Genomic DNA, 17790 nt, shown 5'->3' on the forward strand with positions numbered 1-17790 from the left:
TCGTGCCTGGGGCGGGGTGTCTGCCCTACCCGCTGCCTGTCATCCCGGCGAAAGCCGGGACCCAGTACACGCCGGCCAAGCGGTTCGCTTGCTGGTGCTCCCGCTATCGCCGTATCGCCCCTGCGAAGGCGGGAGTTTCCGTTCTGGAGTTCGCGGCAAGCCGCAACTCCATCGTTTACTGGGTCCCGGCTTTCGCCGGGATGACAGCCCGTAGAGGTGGAGACGGGAGTGCCTCAATCCGACTTCACTCGCCCACCCACGTGCGGCTGCTTCCTGGATGAACCCGCCCTGCGCCGGGGTGATACCGAGGGTAGTGAGGGTGGTGGTGCTGGAGCCCAACGGTCAGTGTGTGCTGGGCCCCGGCTTTCGCTGGATGACAGCCGGTGGGAGTGGCGGCGGGAGTGTCCCGAAAACCCGTTTCATTCGCATCTCAGCATGGCCGTGAACTCAGCGCCCTTGCCCCTCAACGACTTCCACGCTAGTTCCGGCTGAACGAGCAAGGGGGACGATCATGCCGCAGTTTGCCAGTTATCCGAGCCTTACTGGGCGCCCGGTGGTGATTTCGGGGGGCGCGTTGGGGATCGGGGAATCGCTGGTGCGCAATTTCGCGGCGCAAGGGGCCAAGGTCGGCTTCGTCGATATCGCGGCCGAGGCGGGCGAGACGCTGGCCGACGAGCTTGCCGCCGCCGGGGCGACCGTGCGCTTCATCCGCTGCGACGTGACCGACACTCAGGCCTACAAGGCCGCCATCGACGGGTTCGCCGCCGCCCATGGCGATGCGCTGGCCCTCGTCAACAACGCCGCACACGACCAGCGGCACGACTGGGACGAGGTGACGCCCGGCTATTGGGACGACCGCATGGCGGTCAACCTCAAGCACGCGTTCTTCGCCATCCAGGCCGTGGCGCCGGGCATGGCCAGGGCCGGCAAGGGCTCCATCATCAATTTCGGCTCGATCAGCTGGATGATCATGAGCCCGAAGATCCCGGTCTACGAGACAGCCAAGGCCGCGACCCACGGGCTGACCCGCGCCATGGCGCGCGAACTCGGCAAATCCGGCATCCGCGTCAACACGCTCGCCCCGGGCTGGGTGATGACGCAGCGCCAGCTGACCCACTGGGTCGACGCCGATGCCGAACGGCTGATCGACGAGGCGCAGGCGCTGGCCGGCCGCGTGCAGCCCGACGACTGCGCGCGCATGGCCCTGTTCCTTGCCAGCGACGACAGCGCCATGATCTCGGCCCAGCAATTCATCGTCGACGGCGGCTGGGCCAACGGCTGAGGTTGCCCCGACCACCATCCTGCCTTATTCGCATCTCAGATGAAGCTCCAAGGGGCGATTCTCTTGTCAGGGGGACTTTCATGAAATCCAGGATCATCGCGGCTTCGATCGCCGCTCTCGCGCTGACCGCGTGCACCACCACCGATCCCTATACGGGCCAGTCGCGGCTTTCGAACACGGCGGGCGGCGCGCTGATCGGCACCGGCGGCGGGGCCCTCGCCGGAGCCCTCGTCGGCGCGGCCGTGGGCGGCGACCCGCGCATCGGGGCGCTGATCGGCGCCGGCGTCGGGGGCCTGACGGGCGCGGCCATCGGCAACTACATGGACCAGCAGGAAGCGGAACTGCGCGCCCAGCTGCAGGGTACGGGCGTTTCGGTCACCCGCGTCGGCGACCAGATCATCCTCAACATGCCCTCCAACATCACCTTCGCCACTGACAGCGCGACGGTGCAGCCGCAGTTCATGCAGACGCTGGTGTCGGTCGGGCTGGTCCTCAAGAAGTTCGACCGGACCATCGTCGACGTCTACGGCCACACCGACTCGACCGGCAGCGCCGAATACAATCTCGGCCTCTCGCAGCGCCGCGCCGTTTCGGTGGCGACGACCCTTGCCAACCAGGGCATCGACCAGCGCCGCTTCTATATCGAGGGCCTGGGCGCCACCCAGCCGATCGCCTCGAACGCCGACGAAGCCGGCCGCGCCCAGAACCGGCGCGTCGAGATCAAGCTCTCGCCGATCCAGGGCTAAGGCCACAGATTGCGCAAACGAAAAGCCCGGGCGCCTGGCGCCCGGGCTTTTTCTTTGTTCCGGTAATCCTATTCGCGTCGTTCTGCCCGCTGCTGGTACTGCGGGTCCGTATGGCGACCGGCATAGGCATCGTCGAGCTCGGTGATGATGGCCTCCCCGTTCTTGGGATCGACGCGTTTCAGGATCTCGTCGATCTTGGCCTCGACCCGGTCGGACCCTTCCTTGGATTGCGGCGAGCCGACATAGAGGAGGAGCGCCAGGCCCCCGATCTGCCAGAGCAGCTGCAGGAACTCGGACTGCCAGTTCTCGAGCGTGTCGCGCATCATCAGCACGAGATAGGGTGTGACCTGCGGCACTTCTCCGTGCGCCGTCTGCTCGTCGACGAAGGCGAACCATCCGAAGAGCCAGTGGCCGATGATGGAGATGAGGAAGAAGCCCAGGGTCACCCAGGCGTAGCTGTATCTTTTCCATATCGACGAGCCGGGCATTTCAACCTCCGCTGTGTGGGCAGCGGAGAAACTCGGGTCGACCCCAAAGGGTTGCGGGGAAAGCAGGAATCGGTCCTGTGGAGGACGTGGTCAGCCGCCGAGGAAGAAGGGCAGGGCAAGGAGCACCGCGCCGATGGCGGCGACAAGCAGCCCCGGCCAATTGGCCTTGAGCCCGAGAAAGCCGACCCCGCGCCGTTGCGGCTCGAGCGTCGTGCCCGCCGGATCGTCAGGCGATGCGTGAGGGTCTGAAAGACGGCCGCGATGGATCGCCGCCAGCGCCATCAGCACCAGCCCGCAGGCAACCAGAACTGCGCCGAGTATGGTGATCGCCGCCATTGCAGCCTTCCTTGCCGCAAGCAACGGGAGATGGCGGCTTTCGTTCCCGCAGCAACCCGGATGGCGAGCGGCATACGAGGCGGCTGCCTATTCCTCTTCCTCGGCAAAGCGCAGGGAGGTCGGCCCGCAGGCGTGCCATTCCATGGTGGCGTTCGGCTCGTCCTGCTTGCCGTAGCACCAGTCCTCGCCGTTGAGCGCGGCCCCGTATATCGAGCGGGCCGCGCAGGAGGCTTCCGTCAGCGCATCGTGGCGCATGGAAAGGCGGCAGTTGGCGTCGGCGTCGGTATAAAGTCCGACAAGCCTGGCAATGGGCTCGGGAGCGTCGGCAACTCCACCTTGCGATTCGGCGGAGGCCAGGCCCGGCAGGACGAGGACGAACGGCACGAGCGCAAGGCTCGCAAGATGTGCCCTGCCTTTCCTGCCTGCCTCGGATTGGCGGATGCTAGGCATCGGTGCGGCTCCTCCTGCTGCGGGCGAACCTGGAAAGCGCAAAGAGCGCCGCATAATAGAGGACGACGCCGCCGATCGGCATCACGTAGACGGCCGCCGCCAGCTCACACGCGCCGTCCTGGCAGGTGCCCAATTGTCCCATCCGGGCGAGAACGAGCCCGACCGCGAGCGCCGTACCGAGGCTGGCCGCGAGCAGGGCGGCAAGCATCAGCACGCGCAGGCCCGAAAGCAGCCCATATCGCAGCACATCGGAATGCATCGCCAACCCTCCTTCCCCTGGTCGACGTCGATCAGGTTAACCCGAAACATGGCCGGAGTTTGAAATCGAGCATCGACAATGATTTGCGCAGGGTTTCCGCCGACTGGCCCTAGGCGGCGGACGGGAACTCCGGGTCCGGTTCGGACGGGTCGGTGACCTCGAGGATGGTCAGTACGCTCCGGCGTCCGTCCCGCGTCGTCCAGGTGATCGATTGGCCGGTCCGCAGGCCGATGAGGGCGGTGCCGACCGGGGTCAGCACCGAAACGGCGCCCTGCGAGATATCGGCTGCGCCGGGATAGACCAGCCGCACCTGGCGCGTCTCGCCCGCCTCGGTGCGATAGCGCACGGTGCTGCCCATGCGCACGGTATCCGGAGGCAGGGCATGGTCGGGCCGGATGCGGGCCCGTTCCAGCTCGTAGAGCAGGTCGTCGGCGGCATCGGCGGTGTGGCCGACGCCGCTGAGGGCGAGGACCAGGAGCTTGCGGTGCTCGTTCTCGCCGACGAGGATTTCGGGCTGGAGTTTGAAAGTGCTGAGCTTGCTCACGTTGCGCTCCATATGTGCGCGACCGGCCGCGGAACGGCACGGTACTGGAAGAAGGATGTGGGAATGGCGGCGCGGCCCGAAAGCGCGAGAGAAACGTCAGAGCTTTATGGGGGAAACCCTAAGGCCGGCAGCGCCCGTCCACGACCTTAGGGACGCGATCCTGCGACAGGATGTTCGCGCCTAGTGCCGACCAGCGATTGCGGGGCCTCGATATGCATGGCGGCAGACTAGAGCCGGCCGGGGAAAAGTCAATGGCGGCCGACGATAGGCGGTGGCGGTCATCAAGATGACCAAGTTGCCGGGTTGATGCCAGGCGGCGGAACCAGCCGGGATTTGGGGTGTTCCTGTTTTCGTCTCACGCGGAGAACCAGACCAATGAAAAAGCTTGTCCCAGTGGCGTTCGTCATCATCGGCGCGATGTCCCTTGCGGCCTGCACGTCGACACAACGCTCGATGACCGGTGCCGCCGTCGGCGGCGCGGCGGGCGCGGCTGTGGGCGGTGCGGTAGCCGGCTATCCGGGCGCCATCGTCGGCGCCGCGGGCGGCGGCGCCGCCGGCGTGGCGATCGCCAACCACTAGCCCTGGAGCTTTCGCCCTTCCCGCAGGAGCTCCTGCGGGAAGGGCGATGCAAGGATGGGGCCTGGCTCGCGCCGGGCCCCTTTTTTGCGGAGGTTTGTGCTGGCGGGGAGAGCCGCGGCGGGGCATCATGCATGGGCGACCCAATTGGCATGAGCCTCACCATGACGGCGATGACCAACCATGTGGTGCTGTTCCGCGGCATCAATGTCGGCGGCAAGAACATGGTGCCGATGTCCGAACTCGGGCAGCTCCTCAAGGAGATGGGCTTCGGGAACGTCGCCACCCACATTCAGAGCGGAAACGTCATCCTGCGATCGCAGCTGGCCGAGGACGCGCTCGCCCGGACGATCGAGAAAAAGCTCGGTGCTGCGTTCAAGCTCGACGGCTCGGCCGTCAAGGTCCTGGCGCTGACCGGCAAGCGGTTCCAGGCGATCGTCGACGACAGGCCCGCCGGCTTCGGCGATGTGCCCGACATGTACCATTGCGACGCCATCTTCCTGATGGGCATCACCGCCGGCGAGGCGCTGCCCGCCTTCTCTCCGCTCGATGGCGTCGACACGATCTGGCCGGGCGACGGCGTCATCTACTCGCAGCGCCTCAGCGCCAGGCGAACCAAGAGCCGGCTCAATCGGATGATGGCGTCACCGCTCTACAAGTCGATGACGATCCGCAGCTGGGGTACGACGATGAAGCTGCTGGAGATGGTCAGGCAGCAGACCGGCGGGGCAAGCTGACCTGCGGCCCGGCTCCGGCCGCCACTGAGGGAGAAGAGGATGAGACACCCACGACGCAGGACTTTCATGCTGGCGGCAGCGGCGGGCCTCGCCACCCCGCCAGCCGCCTTGACGCAAGCACAACAGTCGGAGGAGACCGGGATGGCCGCAACGACCCTTGAACACATAAACCCGCAGGACATGCACAAGAGTCCGGTGTTCTCGCAGGGTATCGTCATTCCCGCAGGCATGCGCACCCTGATCATCGGCGGCCAGAACGGCGTCGACGAAACCGGCAATGTCGTCAGCGACGATCTGGCGGGACAGACCGCCCGGGCGATCGACAATCTCATCAACGTGCTCGAAACGGCGGGCGGCACGCTCGACGACCTGGTCCGCGTCGGGCTCTACATCAAGGGCGAGGGCGATATCACGCCGGGCTTCAACGAATGGATGAAACGCGCCGGCCAGATCCGCAACCCACCCACGGTCAGCGCCATACGCGTGCTGGGACTGGCCAACCCGGACTTCCTCATCGAGATCGAGGCGACGGCCGTGTTGAGCTGAGGACGGAAAGAATGGTGCCCAGGGGCGGAATCGAACCACCGACACGCGGATTTTCAATCCGCTGCTCTACCAACTGAGCTACCTGGGCTTGCCTCCGGAGCGGTGCCCGGCGCGAAGATGGGCGGGTTATAGGGGAAGGATTCGGCCAGTGCAAGCGGGCGCGGGGGGATTTTCAACGGTCTTGCAACGGGGTTGTCAGGGGCGCGCGGAACCCGGATAGTTTTGCCGCAGGCGGCGTGGGCAGAGGAGGGTGACGTGCTGGAGGAATTGAAGGGCAAGCGGGCGCTCGTCACCGGATCCTCGACGGGAATCGGCGCGGCGGTGGCGCGCGCGCTCGGAGCTTTGGGCGTCCATGTGGCGGTGCACGGGAACGCGAATGCCGACGCGGCGCGCACGGTCGCGCAAGAGGTCAAGGCCGCCGGCGGCAAGGCGGCGGTCGTCATCGGCGACGTCAGCCATTCGATCGAGACGGCGCGGATCGTCGACGAGGCGGTGGCCGCGCTCGGCGGGCTCGATATCCTCATCAACAATGCCGGGGCCATTCTCGAGCGGGTGACGAACGCGGCGTTCGACGACGAGATGTACGACAAGGTCTACGACCTCAACGTGCGCTCGGTGCTCTCGACGACCAAGGCGGCGTTCCCTTATCTCAAGGCGGGCGGCCAGGGCGCCATCGTCAACACCGGGTCGATCGCGGGGCGGTTCGGCGGCTTTGCGGGCTCGACGGTCTATGCCTCGGCCAAGGCGGCCGTGCACTCGATCACCCGCAACGCCGCGCGCGAGTTCGCGCCCTACGGCATCCGCGTCAACACGGTTGCACCCGGCTTCATCACCACGCCCTTCCACGACGAGACGCCCGAATCGGTACGGCAGGCCGCGCAGGCGCAAATCCCGATGAACCGGCTGGGGACCGCCGAGGATTGCGTCGGCGCCTACGTGTTCCTCGTCGCGCCTTCGATGAGCGGCTACATCACCGGGCAGATCATCGACGTCAACGGCGGGCAGCTGATGCCGTGAGTTCGGCTGTCAGCCGGGGGAAACCGGCTGGAGCGATTGCGCGACGCGTTCCATATCCACAGGTCATTCCCGCGAAAGCGGGAACCTCTGTTTCATTGTGCCGGCCTTGCAAACGGAGGTCCCCGCTTTCGCGGGGATGACCCAGTGGAGGGTATGCCTCCGATGACAGTCGCTAGATGTTGTCATCCTCGGGATCGCGCGAGTGGGTCGGGACGTCGTCGCCGTCCTCGGGCTCGGGATCGGCGGTCGCGGGGATGACGTAGCTGCCCGAGAGCCAGCGGTTGAGGTCGACGTCGGCGCAGCGCTTCGAGCAGAAGGGGCGGTACTTCTCGACCGAGGGTTTGCCGCAGATCGGGCAGGGCTTGGCGATGGTTTGGGTTTCAGGCATTTGGGAACCTCACCCGGCTTAAACCCCGGTGAGCGTCGCCTGGTTCAGCCAGTTGGTGTGAACGATATAGCCCTCGCCGGTGAGGAGCGCGCTCGTTTCGAGGAGCGGCAGGCCGACGACGGCCGAATAGGAGCCGACGAGCTTGACGACGAAGGCGCCGGCAATGCCCTGGATGGCGTAGCCGCCGGCCTTGTCCTGCCATTCGGCGCTGGCGAGGTACGCCTCGATCTCCTTGCCCGAAAGGCGCTTGAAGCGGATGCGGGTCTCGACGAGCCGCTGCCGCTTTGCCCCCGAGGGGGTGAGGAGGGTGAGGCCCGTATAGACGCGGTGGGCGCGCCCCGAAAGGAGGGCGAGGCAGTCGGCCGCCTCTTCCATGGTCTCGGCCTTGGGCAGGATGCGCCGGCCGACGGCAACGACCGTGTCGGCGGCGAGCACCAGGGCCTTGTCGGCGAACCCGGCCTGGCGCGCCTTGTGCTGCGCGGTCAGGGCCTTGAGGTCGGCGAGGCGCTGCGCCAGCCGGCGCGGCAGCTCGCCCTTCTCGGGCGTCTCGTCCACATGGGCGGGCACGAGATGCTCGGGCTCGATACCGATCTGGTTGAGGAGCGCCAGGCGCCGCGGCGAGGCCGAAGCCAGAATCAGGTCCGGGCGGCTAGCCATGCGCAACGCCTTTAAAACGGATCGTCACAGTTCGACAAAGTTTTACAGCAATCCGCCGCACTTTGCGCACGGGACCATGCCGTTACTTGAAACGGTAGGTGATGCGGCCCTTGGTGAGGTCGTAAGGCGTCATCTCACACAGGACCTTGTCGCCGGCAAGCACGCGGATGCGGTTCTTGCGCATGCGCCCGGCGGTGTGGGCAATGATCTCGTGGTCATTCTCGAGCTTGACCCGGAAGGTCGCGTTAGGAAGCAATTCCATCACCACGCCCGGAAACTCGAGCACTTCTTCTTTCGCCATCGTATCTCCTGAAAAGACCCGCGGCGCGCGATATTTCGCTGCGCCCGGGCCAAGTTGGCGCGCAACCTATAGGAATTCAGGTGGTTTGTGAACCACTCGAAACGAGCGTTTCCAGCCGCGCGCGAACGCGCTGGCGCAGATCGTCCCTCAAGGCGCGGTACGCACTCAATATGGTATCTCGATTGCCGTCGACAAGGGAGGGATCGGCGACGGGCCAGTGCTCGATGGCGCCGGTCTCGAGGCCCTGTTCCTCGACGGCTTGCCGGGCATCGTCCGAGAGGGTGACGACGAGGTCGAAGCGGGTGGCGGCAAGCTCGTCCATGGTGTGGGGCGTGTGCACAGACATGTCGATGCCGATCTCCTCCATCACGTCATGGACGAAGCTGTCGGCCTTGCCGCCATGGACGCCGACCGAGCGCGAGATGAGCCGGCCCGGAAACGCCTGGCGGGCGAGGGCCGCGGCGATGGGCGAGCGCACCGAGTTCATCGAGCAGACGAAGAGCACGGTCGGCAGGGCGCTGGCGCGCTCGTCGATGCGGCTGGCATAGGGCTGCACGGCGCAGATGAGGGTGAAGAGGCGCCGGGCGGTATTGAGGTCGATGTGGATCTTGTTGGTGAGGCGCGTGCGCAGGAGCTCGGCCGCCTCGTTGTGGATGCCCCGCCGGGCCATGTCGACGGTCTCGATCTGAAACGGCTGGGCCGAGCGGATGGCCTCGTAATAGCTCTCGCGGATGCGGAAATAGTCGCGGATGAGGCGCCGGAACGGGGTGAGCGAGAGATAGTGCGCGGCGATCGGCTGGAAGGTGTTGGGATCGCGCACGTCAAGGACGATGGAGTTGCCGACGATGGAGACGTGAAGGGCGTAAGGGCCGTGCGACGACACCCGCGCCGGCGCGAAGCGGTTGGCCTCGAGGAGATCGTAGATGGCGATGCGCCACTCGTGCACCTCGTCGGGATTGATCGAGGTGATGGTGTTGGGGTCGAGCGTGACGGTGACGAGGCGGTCCGTCTGCTTGAACGCGTAGCCCGCCATAGTTCCCGAGGCTCTCCCTACCGATTGAGCCGGATGGAGATCGACCGCCCGTGCCCGTCGAGCGCCTCGACCTCGGCAAGCGTGATCGCGGCCTGCGAGAGCGCGGCGAGCGAGGTCGGATCGCAGCCGAGGATCGAGGTGCGCTTGACGAAGTCTAGGACGCCGAGGCCGGAGGCGAAGCGGGCCGAGCGGGCCGTCGGCAGCACGTGGTTGGAGCCGCCCACATAGTCGCCGATGGCCTCGGGGGTGTGGTGGCCGAGAAAGATCGCCCCGGCATTGCGGATGCGCGGCAATAATTGCTGCGGATCGTCGAGCGCGAGCTCGATGTGCTCGGAAGCGATGCGGTTGGCGAGCGGGACGGCCTCGTCGAGCGAGGCGACGGTGATCACCGCGCCGAACTCCTCCCAGCCTTCGCGGGCGATCTCCTGCTTCGGCAAGAGCGCCAGTTGCCGGTCGACCTCGGCGACGACCGCGTCGGCAAGGCCCTTCTCGGTGGTGACGAGGATCGACTGCGCGCCCATGCCGTGCTCTGCCTGGGCGATGAGATCGGCGGCAACCCAGGCCGGATTGGCCGAGCCGTCGGCGATGACGAGGACCTCGGAGGGGCCGGCGATCATGTCGATGCCGACCTGCCCAAACACCTGCCGCTTGGCGGCGGCGACATAGGCGTTGCCGGGGCCGATGACCTTGTCGACCCGGGGGATGGATTGCGTGCCGTAGGCCAGCGCAGCGACGGCCTGCGCCCCCCCGATCCGGTAGATCTCGGTGACCCCTGCGATCCTGGCGGCGGCGAGGATCGCGGCCGCATACTGCCCGTTGGGCGTCGGCACGACCATGGCGATGCGGTCGACGCCCGCGACCTTGGCGGGCACTGCGTTCATCAGCACCGAGGACGGATAGGAGGCAAGGCCCCCCGGCACATAGATGCCGACGGCCTCGATCGCCGTCCAGCGGGTGCCGAGCGTCACGCCGAGGGCATCCTGGTAGATGTGGTCTTGCGGCTTCTGCTTTTCGTGGTGCGCCTTGATGCGCTGGTGCGCGGTCTCGAGCGCGGCCATCACCTCGGGCGAGACGCGCGCCACGGCAGCGTCGATCTCGGTCTCGCTGAAGGCGAGGGTTTCGGGGGTAACGCCGGCCTTGTCGAACTTGTTGGTCAGCTCGGCCACCGCCTCGTCGCCGCGCGCCCGCACGTCGGCGATGATCGCGGCGACCGTATCGCCCACCTCCACGGACGTCTCGCGCTTGCTCGCGAGGAGAGCGGCGAAGGCGGTGTCGAAATCGGCCTGCCGGCTGTCGAGGCGGAGCGGCATGGAGTGCGGTGTCCTTGAGGCGGTCAGATGTCGATGACGTTTCTAGTGGCTGTCGGGGTTCCGTGTCCACTGCGCATGGTGGTCCCGGCGACGCGGTCCTGATCCTTACCCCTGGATCGGACATGCGAGAGGCTGGACGTAAAGCGCGGCACATGCTGATCTGCGACGAGACCTGCGACCTCGCATAACCCGCAGGGGCAGTCCGGATCCGCCTCGGAAAACGGAGCTATCTGTGTTCCGCATATGCTCTCTCGCGCGGTTGCTGGCGTGCCTGGCACTTTTCGTGCCTCAACCGGGTCACGCGCAAGCACCCCCGCAGGAGCTCGCCAGTTGCTTTACGCTGGGCGCGCGGGACGTTTGCATCGCCGAGGAAAGCTATCGACCCGACGTGTGCGAGGCTATCGCCACCTATGCCCGCCATTGGCGCCTGCCGGAAGGCTTTTTCGCTAGGCTCATCTGGCAGGAGAGCCGCTTCGATCATGCAGCGCTCAGCGGGGCGGGCGCGCAGGGCATCGCGCAGTTCATGCCGAGCACCGGGCGGCTGCGCAGCCTCGGCAATCCCTTCGATCCCGCCGAAGCCCTGGCACGCTCGGCCGAATACCTGCGCTTCCTCGAGCAGAAGTTCGGGAACCTCGGCTTAGCGGCCGCCGCCTACAACGCGGGCGAGGGACGCATCGAGCGCTATGTCGCCAACGGCGGCGGTCCGCTACCGCTTGAAACGCGCAACTACGTGATGATCATCACCGGCGAGCCGGTCGAAACTTGGCTCACCAGCCCACCCGATGGCGTGGACTACACCTTGGATGATGAGGTGGACTTTCAGACGGCGTGCCTAGATATGGCGCGCTCGGTGCGCACGCCCGACCTCACCATCAGCCCGGCCAACTGGCAGCCCTGGGGTATCCTCATCGCCCAGAACGCTTCGGCCGATCTCGCCCGTTCGAGATTCGATCTCACCCGATCGCGGTTCAGCGAGATCCTGGGGAACGAGCAGTTGATGCTCATCTCGGTCCGCAATCCGAACTTCGGCAACCGTCTGCGCTTTTCGGCCATGGTCGGCCGGCAGAGCCGCGAGGAAGCGAGTGCGCTCTGCGATCGCCTGCTCGCCGCGGGCGGCAATTGCATCGTGCAGAAGAACGCCCCTTGATGCGAGGTCGGGCGCCGATCGCCCGGCCGTCATGGCGGCTTTCAGTCCAGCGCGTGCTGCGGCTTCTGCTTGGCGGCCCAGGCGGCGCCGAGGTCGGCGAAGCGCGCCTCGAGGCACTCGACGGAGAGGCGCACGGCCCCGCCGCCGGCAAAGCTCAATTCGACGATCCCCGCCGGCCCGTCGGTCGGCATGAAGGTGATGGCAAGCAGTTCGAGCACGCCGTCATGGGCGTTGGTGTCGAAGCCGGTGCTCTTGACCGCCTGCACGGAATCGAAATGGAGCGCGGCGCGCTTGCGCAGCCCCTTGGCGCGCGGCTTGTCGCTTTCCCAGTCGAAGCGGTTCATGAGCAGCGCGAAGCGCCGGTCGCTGCGCGCAAAACCCATGTCGCCGACACGTACGACCGCATCCTGCACATGGGCGGAAATGACCTGCAGGTCCTCGTCATCGAGCGCGATCAGCTTGAGGTCGGTCATGGGGCTCTTAGGGTCCTTCGGCCGGTTTTCGGTGCTGCTTATCTGGTCGCTGTCGATCCGGTCTACAAGGTTCGGATGGGGCCGGCAATGCCTCGGCGGGAACGGAGCACCCGCGCCGGCCGTTGGCCTCATCGACGAAGCACGGGGGACGAACGCCATGATCGACAGCATCGACTTCGAGCGCGCCCGCGAGCCAGGGCGGGGGCGCGAAGCGGCGCGGCCCGCCGCCATTCCGCTCGAGGGCTGGAAGGACATCGGCTGGCGCCTGTTCTGGTCGGTGCTGGAGAACCGGGTGATGCTGAACGCGGCCGGCGTCACCTATTATTCGCTGCTCGCCATGGTGCCGACGCTCAACTGCTTCGTGGTGCTCTACGGCCTCTTCAACAGCCCGGCCCAGGTGGTCGACCAGGTCGATCTGCTCTCCGGCATCCTGCCGGAAGGCGGGCTCGACATCCTGCGCGAACAGCTCGTGCGTTTGACGAGCGAGGACCATGGTACGCTGAGCCTTACCTTCCTCGTCTCGCTCGTCATTGCGCTCTGGAGCGCGGGGGCGGGGTTCCGCGCGCTCTTCGAGGCGATGAACGCGGCCTACAAGGAGAACGAGAAGCGCAACATCATCGAGGTGAACCTCCTGGCGCTCGGCTTCACCGTCGCCGGGACGGTCGCGGCGATCATCGTCATCACCACGGTCGTCGTCATCCCGCCGGTGCTGCGCGCCTTCGCCTTCGGGGGCAGCGTCGACTGGCTGGTGCGGGCGGCAAGCTATGCGGCGATGCTGGCGGTGCTGGTCATAGGGCTCGCCGCGCTCTATCGGCTGGGGCCGAGCCGGCAGGACGCGCGCTGGCGCTGGATCGCGCCGGGGAACCTCATTGCCATCGTCGGGGTGGTCGTCGTTTCGCTGGTCTTTTCCTGGTATGCGGCCAACCTGGCCGATTTCGGCGCGACCTACGGGTCGCTCGGGGCGCTGGTGGGTTTCCTCACCTGGGTATGGCTGTCGGTGACCATGGTCATCCTCGGGGCCGCCCTCAACGCCGAGACCGAGCACCAGACCGCGCGCGACACGACGACAGGCCCCGAGCTGCCGATGGGTGCGCGCGGGGCACACGTGGCCGATACCGTGGCTCCGGCCCGGCCCGGCGCGCGGCACGTGGCGCGGCCGCACCGCCCGATCCTCGGCGGCTGGGTGCTGCTGCTGCCGCTGGTGGCACTGGCCGCGGCCGTGGCGGAGGTGCGGCATCGGCGCGGGGAGGGGGAGTAGCCACGCTTGCGGCCGGGAGTGCTTTGCCACCGGACCAGGTCCAACCACCGGGTGTCATCCCGGCGAAGGCCGGGACCCAGTAAACGAGGCAGGTGCGGCTTTAACGCGATATCTGCCACCTCACCGGGCCAGGCCCGCGAAAGCGGGGACCTCCGTTTGCAGGCTCGGCGATACGAACAGAGGTTCCCGCTTTCGCGGGAATGACCCGGTGGAAACATGTCGCGGCCCGGAACCGCCTGGCCAGCGCTTTGGGTCGCGGCTTTGGCCGGGATGACACCCGGTGGGTGAGACGGGATTCGTGCCGTGCTCATGCGGGGCAGCGCCATCCGCATATCCACCGAGCGTCACTCCACCGGAGCCCTGCACCGCGCCCGTCGCCTGACCACCCCTCCCACATTTCTCTTGCTAATGACTGACCAGTCAGTTATATACGAGAGGGAAGGCACGAACAGCGAGGTCCTTCCATGCCCGAAAAACCGCCGAAATTCCGCCGCCGGGCCGAGGCGCGGCCCGACGAGGTGCTGGATGCGGCGCTCGCGCTTTTCGTCGAGCGCGGGTATGCGGCGACCAAGGTCGAGGACGTCGCCAGGCGCGCCGGCGTCTCCAAGGGGCTCGTCTACCTCTACTTTCCATCCAAGGAAGCGCTGATCGAGGGGATCGTGCTGCGGGCGGTGACCCCCGTCGCCGACAGGGCCATCGCCGAAATCTCGAGTTTCGAGGGGCATCCGCGCACCGCCATCTCGACGGTGATGCGCTTCCTGGTCATGCGCCTTTCCGATCCGCAGGTGATGGCGGTGCCGAGGCTCATCATGCGCGAGGTGGCCCAGTTTCCGCACATAGCCGAGATGTACCGGCGCGAGGTGCTCGACCGGGTCATTCCGGTGCTGCGCGAGCGACTGCAGCGCGGCATGGACGCAGGCTACCTGCGTCCGCACGACCCGGACCTGACGCTGCGCAGCGTCATCGGTCCTCTCGTGCTGCATGTGATGCTCGCCGAAATCTTCGGCATCCGGCCGGAAGACGGCCTCGCTTTCGACCGGCTGGTCGAGAACCACCTTTCCATTCTGTTCGACGGCCTCAGTGCCCGGGAGGACACCAAATGAACGAGATCCTGGCAGCCATCATGGCGGCGCTCGCCTTCGTCTTCCCCGGCTTCGCGCAGGGGCCGAGCGACGGATTCTCCGGTTACCTCGAGGCGGACTACGTCTACGCGGCCGCCACCACCTCCGGCACGGTGGCGTCCCTCGCGGTCGAGGAGGGGCAGGCGGTCGCCGAAGGCGACGTGCTCTTCACCCTCGCCACCGGCCAGCAGCAGGCGCTGGTCGATGCGGCAAGGGCGCGGGTGGCGGCGGCGCAGGCAACGCTCGCCAACCTGATGACCGGCAGCCGCAACGAGGAGATCGAGGTGATCCGCGCCAGCCTCGAAAAGGCGCAGAGCGACCTGGCGCTCGCCCGCTCGAACCTGGAACGCAGCGAGCGGCTCTTTGCCTCCGGCACGATCCCGCGGGTGCGCCTGGACCAGGACCGGGCGGCGGCCACCGCCGCCGAGGCGCAGGTGATGCAGCTGCAGGCGCAGGTGCAGGTGGCTGAACTGCCCGCCCGCTCCGCCCAGCAGGTGGCCGCCGAGGCCGAGCTCGCCGCCGCAAGGGCGGAGGCGGCCAGGGCCGAGCTCGACCTTGCCGACCGCGAGGTGCGCGCGACCGTCGCCGGTGTCGTCGACAGGGTCTATTTCAAGCCGGGCGAGATGGCGCAGGCGGGAACGCCCGTGATCTCCGTGCTGCCCGACGGCTCGCTCAAGGCCAGGTTTTTCGTCGACCAGGACCGGCGGGCTGCGCTGGCGCGCGGCGAGGCGGTCGAAATCGCCTGCGACGGGTGCCCGGCGGGCATCACCGGCACCATCACCTATCTTTCCGCCGAGCCGCAGACGACCCCGCCGATCATCTATTCGCGCGAGGAACGCAGCCGCATGGTGTTCATGGCCGAGGCGGTCGTCGCCGAGCCGGGCAACCTCCTGCCGGGCCAGCCGGTCAACGTGCGGCCGGCGCCATGAGCATCCCCGCCGCCAATGGCGAGCCGGTCATAGACGTTCGGGGCCTGACCAAATCCTTCGGCGACAAGCGGGTGGTCGACCATTTCGACATCCGCGTCCCCAAGGGCGCGATCTACGGGTTCCTCGGGCCCAACGGCTCGGGCAAGACGACGACCATCCGCCTGATCTGCGGTCTGCTGACGCCGGACGAGGGCGAGGGGCAGGTGCTGGGCTTCGACGTGCGGCGGCAGGCGCCGCGCATCAAGGAGGAAGTCGGCTACATGACGCAGAAGTTCTCGCTCTACGAGGACCTGACGATCCGCGAGAACCTCGATTTCGTCGCGCGCATGTACAAGGTCAAGGAGAGGAAACGCCGCGTGGACGAGGCGCTGGAGGGCCTGGGGCTCGCCAACCGCTCCCACCAGCTCGCCGGCACGCTCTCGGGCGGCTGGAAGCAGCGCCTGGCGCTCGCCGCCTGCCTCATCCACGATCCGCAGCTCCTGATGCTCGACGAGCCGACCGCCGGCGTCGACCCCAAGGCGCGGCGCGACTTCTGGGACGAGATCCGGCGGCTTTCGGGGGAGGGCGTGACGGTGCTGGTCTCGACCCACTACATGGACGAGGCCATCCAGTGCGATTTCATCACCTATATCGCCTATGGCAAGAAGCTGATCGACGGGCCGTCGGCTGAGATCCCGGCAATGGTCGGGCTTTCGACCTGGCGCGCCGAGGGCCCGGACCTGCCCGCGCTCGAGGAGCGGCTGAAAGGCATGCCGGGCGTTGCGCAGGTGGCGCGGTTCGGCGCCTCTCTCCACGTCTCGGGCACCGACCGGGCGGCGCTGGCGAAAACGGTCGAAAAGCTCGAGGCCGAGGGTACGCACCGCTGGCGCGAGGAGGCGGCGGGGCTGGAGGAAGCGTTCATCTACCTGATGACGGGCGCGCGCGACAATTTCGCGACCGGCAAGGAGGAGGCCCGGCCATGACGGCGTTCTCCTTTGCGCGGTTCGTCGCCGTCCTCGTCAAGGAGTTCATCCAGATGCGGCGCGACCGCATCACCTTCGGCATGATGATCGGCCTGCCGATCATCCAGCTCCTCCTCTTCGGCTACGCCATCAACTCCGACCCGCGGTACCTGCCGACCCTCGTCGAGATGAACGACGACGGGCCGCTGGTGCGCGCGGTGCTGGCGGGGATGGAGACCTCGACCTATTTCGACTTCCAGGGCACCGTCGAGGGCACGGCGGCCGGCGAGCGGGCGCTGCGGCGGGGCGATGCCAACTTCGTCGTCGTCATTCCGCACGATTTCGAGCGCGACGTGATGCGCGGCTTCAAGCCCGAGATCCTCGTCGCCGCCGACGCCACCGATCCGACCGCCATCGGCGGGGCGGTGGCGGCGATGAACGGCATTATAGAAGGGGCGGTGCGTCAGACGCTGACCGGGCCGCTCTCGAGCTTGGCGGGCACCGCGCAGCCCTTCTCGGTCGTCGTCCATCGCGAGTACAATCCCGAGGGGAGCACCTCGACCAACATCGTGCCGGGGCTCCTCGCGATCATCCTCTCCATGACCATGGTGATGATCACGGCCGTCGCCATCGTCAAGGAGAGCGAGCGCGGCACCATGGAGATGCTGATCTCGACGCCTGTGCGGCCCTTCGAGGTGATGCTGGGCAAGATCCTGCCCTATGTGCTCGTCGGGTACGTGCAGACGCTGGTGTTCGTCACCGCCGCCGCCGCGCTCTTTGCCGTGCCGTTCGATGGCTCGATGCTCGCCTTCTTCATCGGCTTCAACCTCTTCATCCTCGACAACCTGGCGCTGGGCTTCCTCATCTCGACGGCGGCGAGGAACCAGATGCAGGCCATGCAGCTCTCCTTCTTCACCATCCTGCCCTCGGTGCTGCTCTCGGGCTTCATGTTCCCGTTCGCCGGCATGCCGGAATGGGCGCAGGCGATCGGCTCGGCCGTGCCCGCGACCCACTTCATCCGGCTGGTGCGGAAGGTGATGCTGAAGGGGGCGGAGGTGCCCGACGTTTCCGGGGAATTCCTGGCGCTGACGGTGATCCTTGTGGTGATCACATTCATCGCGATGCTGCGGTATCGGCAGACGCTGGATTAGGGCACGTCAGGCTCTATCGGAATCGGCGGCTCCTTCGCCTCCCTCCCCCTCGAGGGGGAGGGATGAGGGTGAGGGTGGGTCGGTCCGCCACCGCTACTTC

23 protein-coding genes, 1 tRNA gene and 1 pseudogene are annotated in these 17790 nt (G+C 67.0%); 12 read left to right on the forward strand and 13 right to left on the reverse strand.

Annotated elements, in window-relative coordinates; genetic code table 11:
* Positions 1 to 511: 511 nt before the first annotated feature.
* The gene (locus tag VE25_RS16165; protein WP_046109689.1) at positions 512 to 1282 is read left to right on the forward strand and encodes an SDR family NAD(P)-dependent oxidoreductase; all 771 of its coding nucleotides are present in this window, start codon (positions 512 to 514) and stop codon (positions 1280 to 1282) included.
* 80 nt (positions 1283 to 1362) lie between these two features.
* Complete coding sequence (locus VE25_RS16170; RefSeq protein WP_046109690.1) at positions 1363 to 2028, forward strand: YiaD family glycine zipper/OmpA-like lipoprotein; 666 nt, start codon at positions 1363 to 1365, stop codon at positions 2026 to 2028.
* 68 nt (positions 2029 to 2096) lie between these two features.
* Here the strand turns inward: VE25_RS16170 and VE25_RS16175 are convergent, their stop codons facing one another.
* The 5 genes from VE25_RS16175 to rnk all read right to left on the reverse strand — a co-directional run bounded on the left by VE25_RS16175 (position 2097) and on the right by rnk (position 4105).
* Entirely contained in the window at positions 2097 to 2516 is a 420-nt protein-coding gene (locus tag VE25_RS16175; RefSeq protein ID WP_046109691.1) for a DUF6766 family protein, read from the reverse strand.
* A gap of 90 nt (positions 2517 to 2606) precedes the next feature.
* Positions 2607 to 2852 (reverse strand): hypothetical protein, encoded by a 246-nt coding sequence (locus VE25_RS16180; RefSeq protein WP_046109692.1) that lies wholly within the window; start codon positions 2850 to 2852, stop codon positions 2607 to 2609.
* A gap of 87 nt (positions 2853 to 2939) precedes the next feature.
* A complete protein-coding gene (locus VE25_RS16185; protein ID WP_046109693.1) occupies positions 2940 to 3302 on the reverse strand; it encodes a hypothetical protein in 363 nt (120 codons plus the stop codon).
* A complete protein-coding gene (locus VE25_RS16190; protein ID WP_046109694.1) occupies positions 3295 to 3561 on the reverse strand; it encodes a hypothetical protein in 267 nt (88 codons plus the stop codon). Before VE25_RS16190 ends, VE25_RS16185 begins: the two co-directional genes overlap by 8 nt.
* A 109-nt stretch (positions 3562 to 3670) precedes the next feature.
* Positions 3671 to 4105, reverse strand: coding sequence for a nucleoside diphosphate kinase regulator (gene rnk / locus VE25_RS16195; RefSeq protein WP_244466960.1), 435 nt, complete (start codon positions 4103 to 4105; stop codon positions 3671 to 3673).
* Positions 4106 to 4480: 375 nt separating this feature from the next.
* Here rnk and VE25_RS16200 point away from each other — a divergent pair, with 375 nt between their 5' ends.
* From VE25_RS16200 to VE25_RS16210, 3 genes are all read left to right on the forward strand, one after another.
* On the forward strand, positions 4481 to 4684 hold the full coding sequence (locus tag VE25_RS16200; RefSeq protein ID WP_046109696.1) for a YMGG-like glycine zipper-containing protein: 204 nt from the start codon (positions 4481 to 4483) through the stop codon (positions 4682 to 4684).
* A gap of 131 nt (positions 4685 to 4815) precedes the next feature.
* Complete coding sequence (locus VE25_RS16205) at positions 4816 to 5418, forward strand: DUF1697 domain-containing protein (RefSeq protein WP_201776102.1); 603 nt, start codon at positions 4816 to 4818, stop codon at positions 5416 to 5418.
* A 141-nt stretch (positions 5419 to 5559) separates the two neighbouring features.
* Positions 5560 to 5964 (forward strand): RidA family protein, encoded by a 405-nt coding sequence (locus VE25_RS16210; protein ID WP_046109697.1) that lies wholly within the window; start codon positions 5560 to 5562, stop codon positions 5962 to 5964.
* Between the two features lie 12 nt (positions 5965 to 5976).
* On the opposite strand, the gene VE25_RS16215 is transcribed toward VE25_RS16210, so the two are convergent.
* A tRNA-Phe gene (locus VE25_RS16215) sits at positions 5977 to 6052 on the reverse strand.
* Between the two features lie 167 nt (positions 6053 to 6219).
* Here VE25_RS16215 and VE25_RS16220 point away from each other — a divergent pair.
* Positions 6220 to 6981 (forward strand): SDR family NAD(P)-dependent oxidoreductase, encoded by a 762-nt coding sequence (locus VE25_RS16220; protein ID WP_046109698.1) that lies wholly within the window; start codon positions 6220 to 6222, stop codon positions 6979 to 6981.
* 172 nt (positions 6982 to 7153) lie between these two features.
* Here the strand turns inward: VE25_RS16220 and yacG are convergent, their stop codons facing one another.
* The 6 genes and pseudogenes from yacG to hisD form a co-directional block, all read right to left on the reverse strand.
* Complete coding sequence (gene yacG, locus VE25_RS16225) at positions 7154 to 7369, reverse strand: DNA gyrase inhibitor YacG (RefSeq protein ID WP_046109699.1); 216 nt, start codon at positions 7367 to 7369, stop codon at positions 7154 to 7156.
* A gap of 18 nt (positions 7370 to 7387) precedes the next feature.
* A complete protein-coding gene (locus VE25_RS16230) occupies positions 7388 to 8026 on the reverse strand; it encodes a Maf family nucleotide pyrophosphatase (RefSeq protein ID WP_046109700.1) in 639 nt (212 codons plus the stop codon).
* Positions 8027 to 8108: 82 nt separating this feature from the next.
* Complete coding sequence (infA, locus tag VE25_RS16235; RefSeq protein ID WP_046109701.1) at positions 8109 to 8327, reverse strand: translation initiation factor IF-1; 219 nt, start codon at positions 8325 to 8327, stop codon at positions 8109 to 8111.
* 76 nt (positions 8328 to 8403) lie between these two features.
* Positions 8404 to 8883 carry an arsenate reductase ArsC gene (locus VE25_RS23770; protein ID WP_280136843.1) on the reverse strand — a complete coding sequence of 160 codons (480 nt, stop codon included), beginning with the start codon at positions 8881 to 8883 and terminating at the stop codon, positions 8404 to 8406.
* Positions 8881 to 9360: pseudogene (locus tag VE25_RS23775) on the reverse strand (UPF0262 family protein); the annotation flags it as partial. The pseudogene VE25_RS23775 and the gene VE25_RS23770, both read right to left, overlap by 3 nt.
* 17 nt (positions 9361 to 9377) lie before the next feature.
* Positions 9378 to 10670, reverse strand: a complete 1293-nt coding sequence (hisD, locus tag VE25_RS16245) for a histidinol dehydrogenase (protein ID WP_046109702.1) — start codon at positions 10668 to 10670, stop codon at positions 9378 to 9380.
* 388 nt (positions 10671 to 11058) lie between these two features.
* Between hisD and VE25_RS16250 the strand changes: the two genes are divergently transcribed.
* Positions 11059 to 11817: a lytic transglycosylase domain-containing protein gene (locus VE25_RS16250; protein ID WP_052732031.1), complete on the forward strand. Its 759-nt coding sequence runs from the start codon at positions 11059 to 11061 to the stop codon at positions 11815 to 11817.
* Positions 11818 to 11858: 41 nt separating this feature from the next.
* Here VE25_RS16250 and VE25_RS16255 read toward each other — a convergent pair whose 3' ends face one another.
* Positions 11859 to 12290: a DUF2948 family protein gene (locus VE25_RS16255; protein WP_046109703.1), complete on the reverse strand. Its 432-nt coding sequence runs from the start codon at positions 12288 to 12290 to the stop codon at positions 11859 to 11861.
* 157 nt (positions 12291 to 12447) lie between these two features.
* On the opposite strand from VE25_RS16255, the gene VE25_RS16260 reads away from it, so the two are divergent.
* The 5 genes from VE25_RS16260 to VE25_RS16280 all read left to right on the forward strand — a co-directional run bounded on the left by VE25_RS16260 (position 12448) and on the right by VE25_RS16280 (position 17690).
* Positions 12448 to 13548, forward strand: coding sequence for a YihY/virulence factor BrkB family protein (locus VE25_RS16260; protein ID WP_083989001.1), 1101 nt, complete (start codon positions 12448 to 12450; stop codon positions 13546 to 13548).
* A gap of 464 nt (positions 13549 to 14012) precedes the next feature.
* On the forward strand, positions 14013 to 14651 hold the full coding sequence (locus VE25_RS16265) for a TetR/AcrR family transcriptional regulator (RefSeq protein ID WP_046109704.1): 639 nt from the start codon (positions 14013 to 14015) through the stop codon (positions 14649 to 14651).
* A complete protein-coding gene (locus VE25_RS16270; protein ID WP_052732032.1) occupies positions 14648 to 15598 on the forward strand; it encodes an HlyD family secretion protein in 951 nt (316 codons plus the stop codon). The genes VE25_RS16265 and VE25_RS16270 overlap by 4 nt, the downstream gene beginning before the upstream one ends.
* Positions 15595 to 16560 (forward strand): ABC transporter ATP-binding protein, encoded by a 966-nt coding sequence (locus VE25_RS16275; protein ID WP_046109705.1) that lies wholly within the window; start codon positions 15595 to 15597, stop codon positions 16558 to 16560. Before VE25_RS16270 ends, VE25_RS16275 begins: the two co-directional genes overlap by 4 nt.
* Positions 16557 to 17690, forward strand: coding sequence for an ABC transporter permease (locus tag VE25_RS16280; RefSeq protein ID WP_046109706.1), 1134 nt, complete (start codon positions 16557 to 16559; stop codon positions 17688 to 17690). Before VE25_RS16275 ends, VE25_RS16280 begins: the two co-directional genes overlap by 4 nt.
* The last annotated feature ends 100 nt before the right edge of the window (positions 17691 to 17790 follow it).

The organism is Devosia geojensis (genome assembly GCF_000969415.1).
In the GTDB taxonomy this organism is placed as follows: Bacteria; Pseudomonadota; Alphaproteobacteria; order Rhizobiales; family Devosiaceae; genus Devosia; species Devosia geojensis.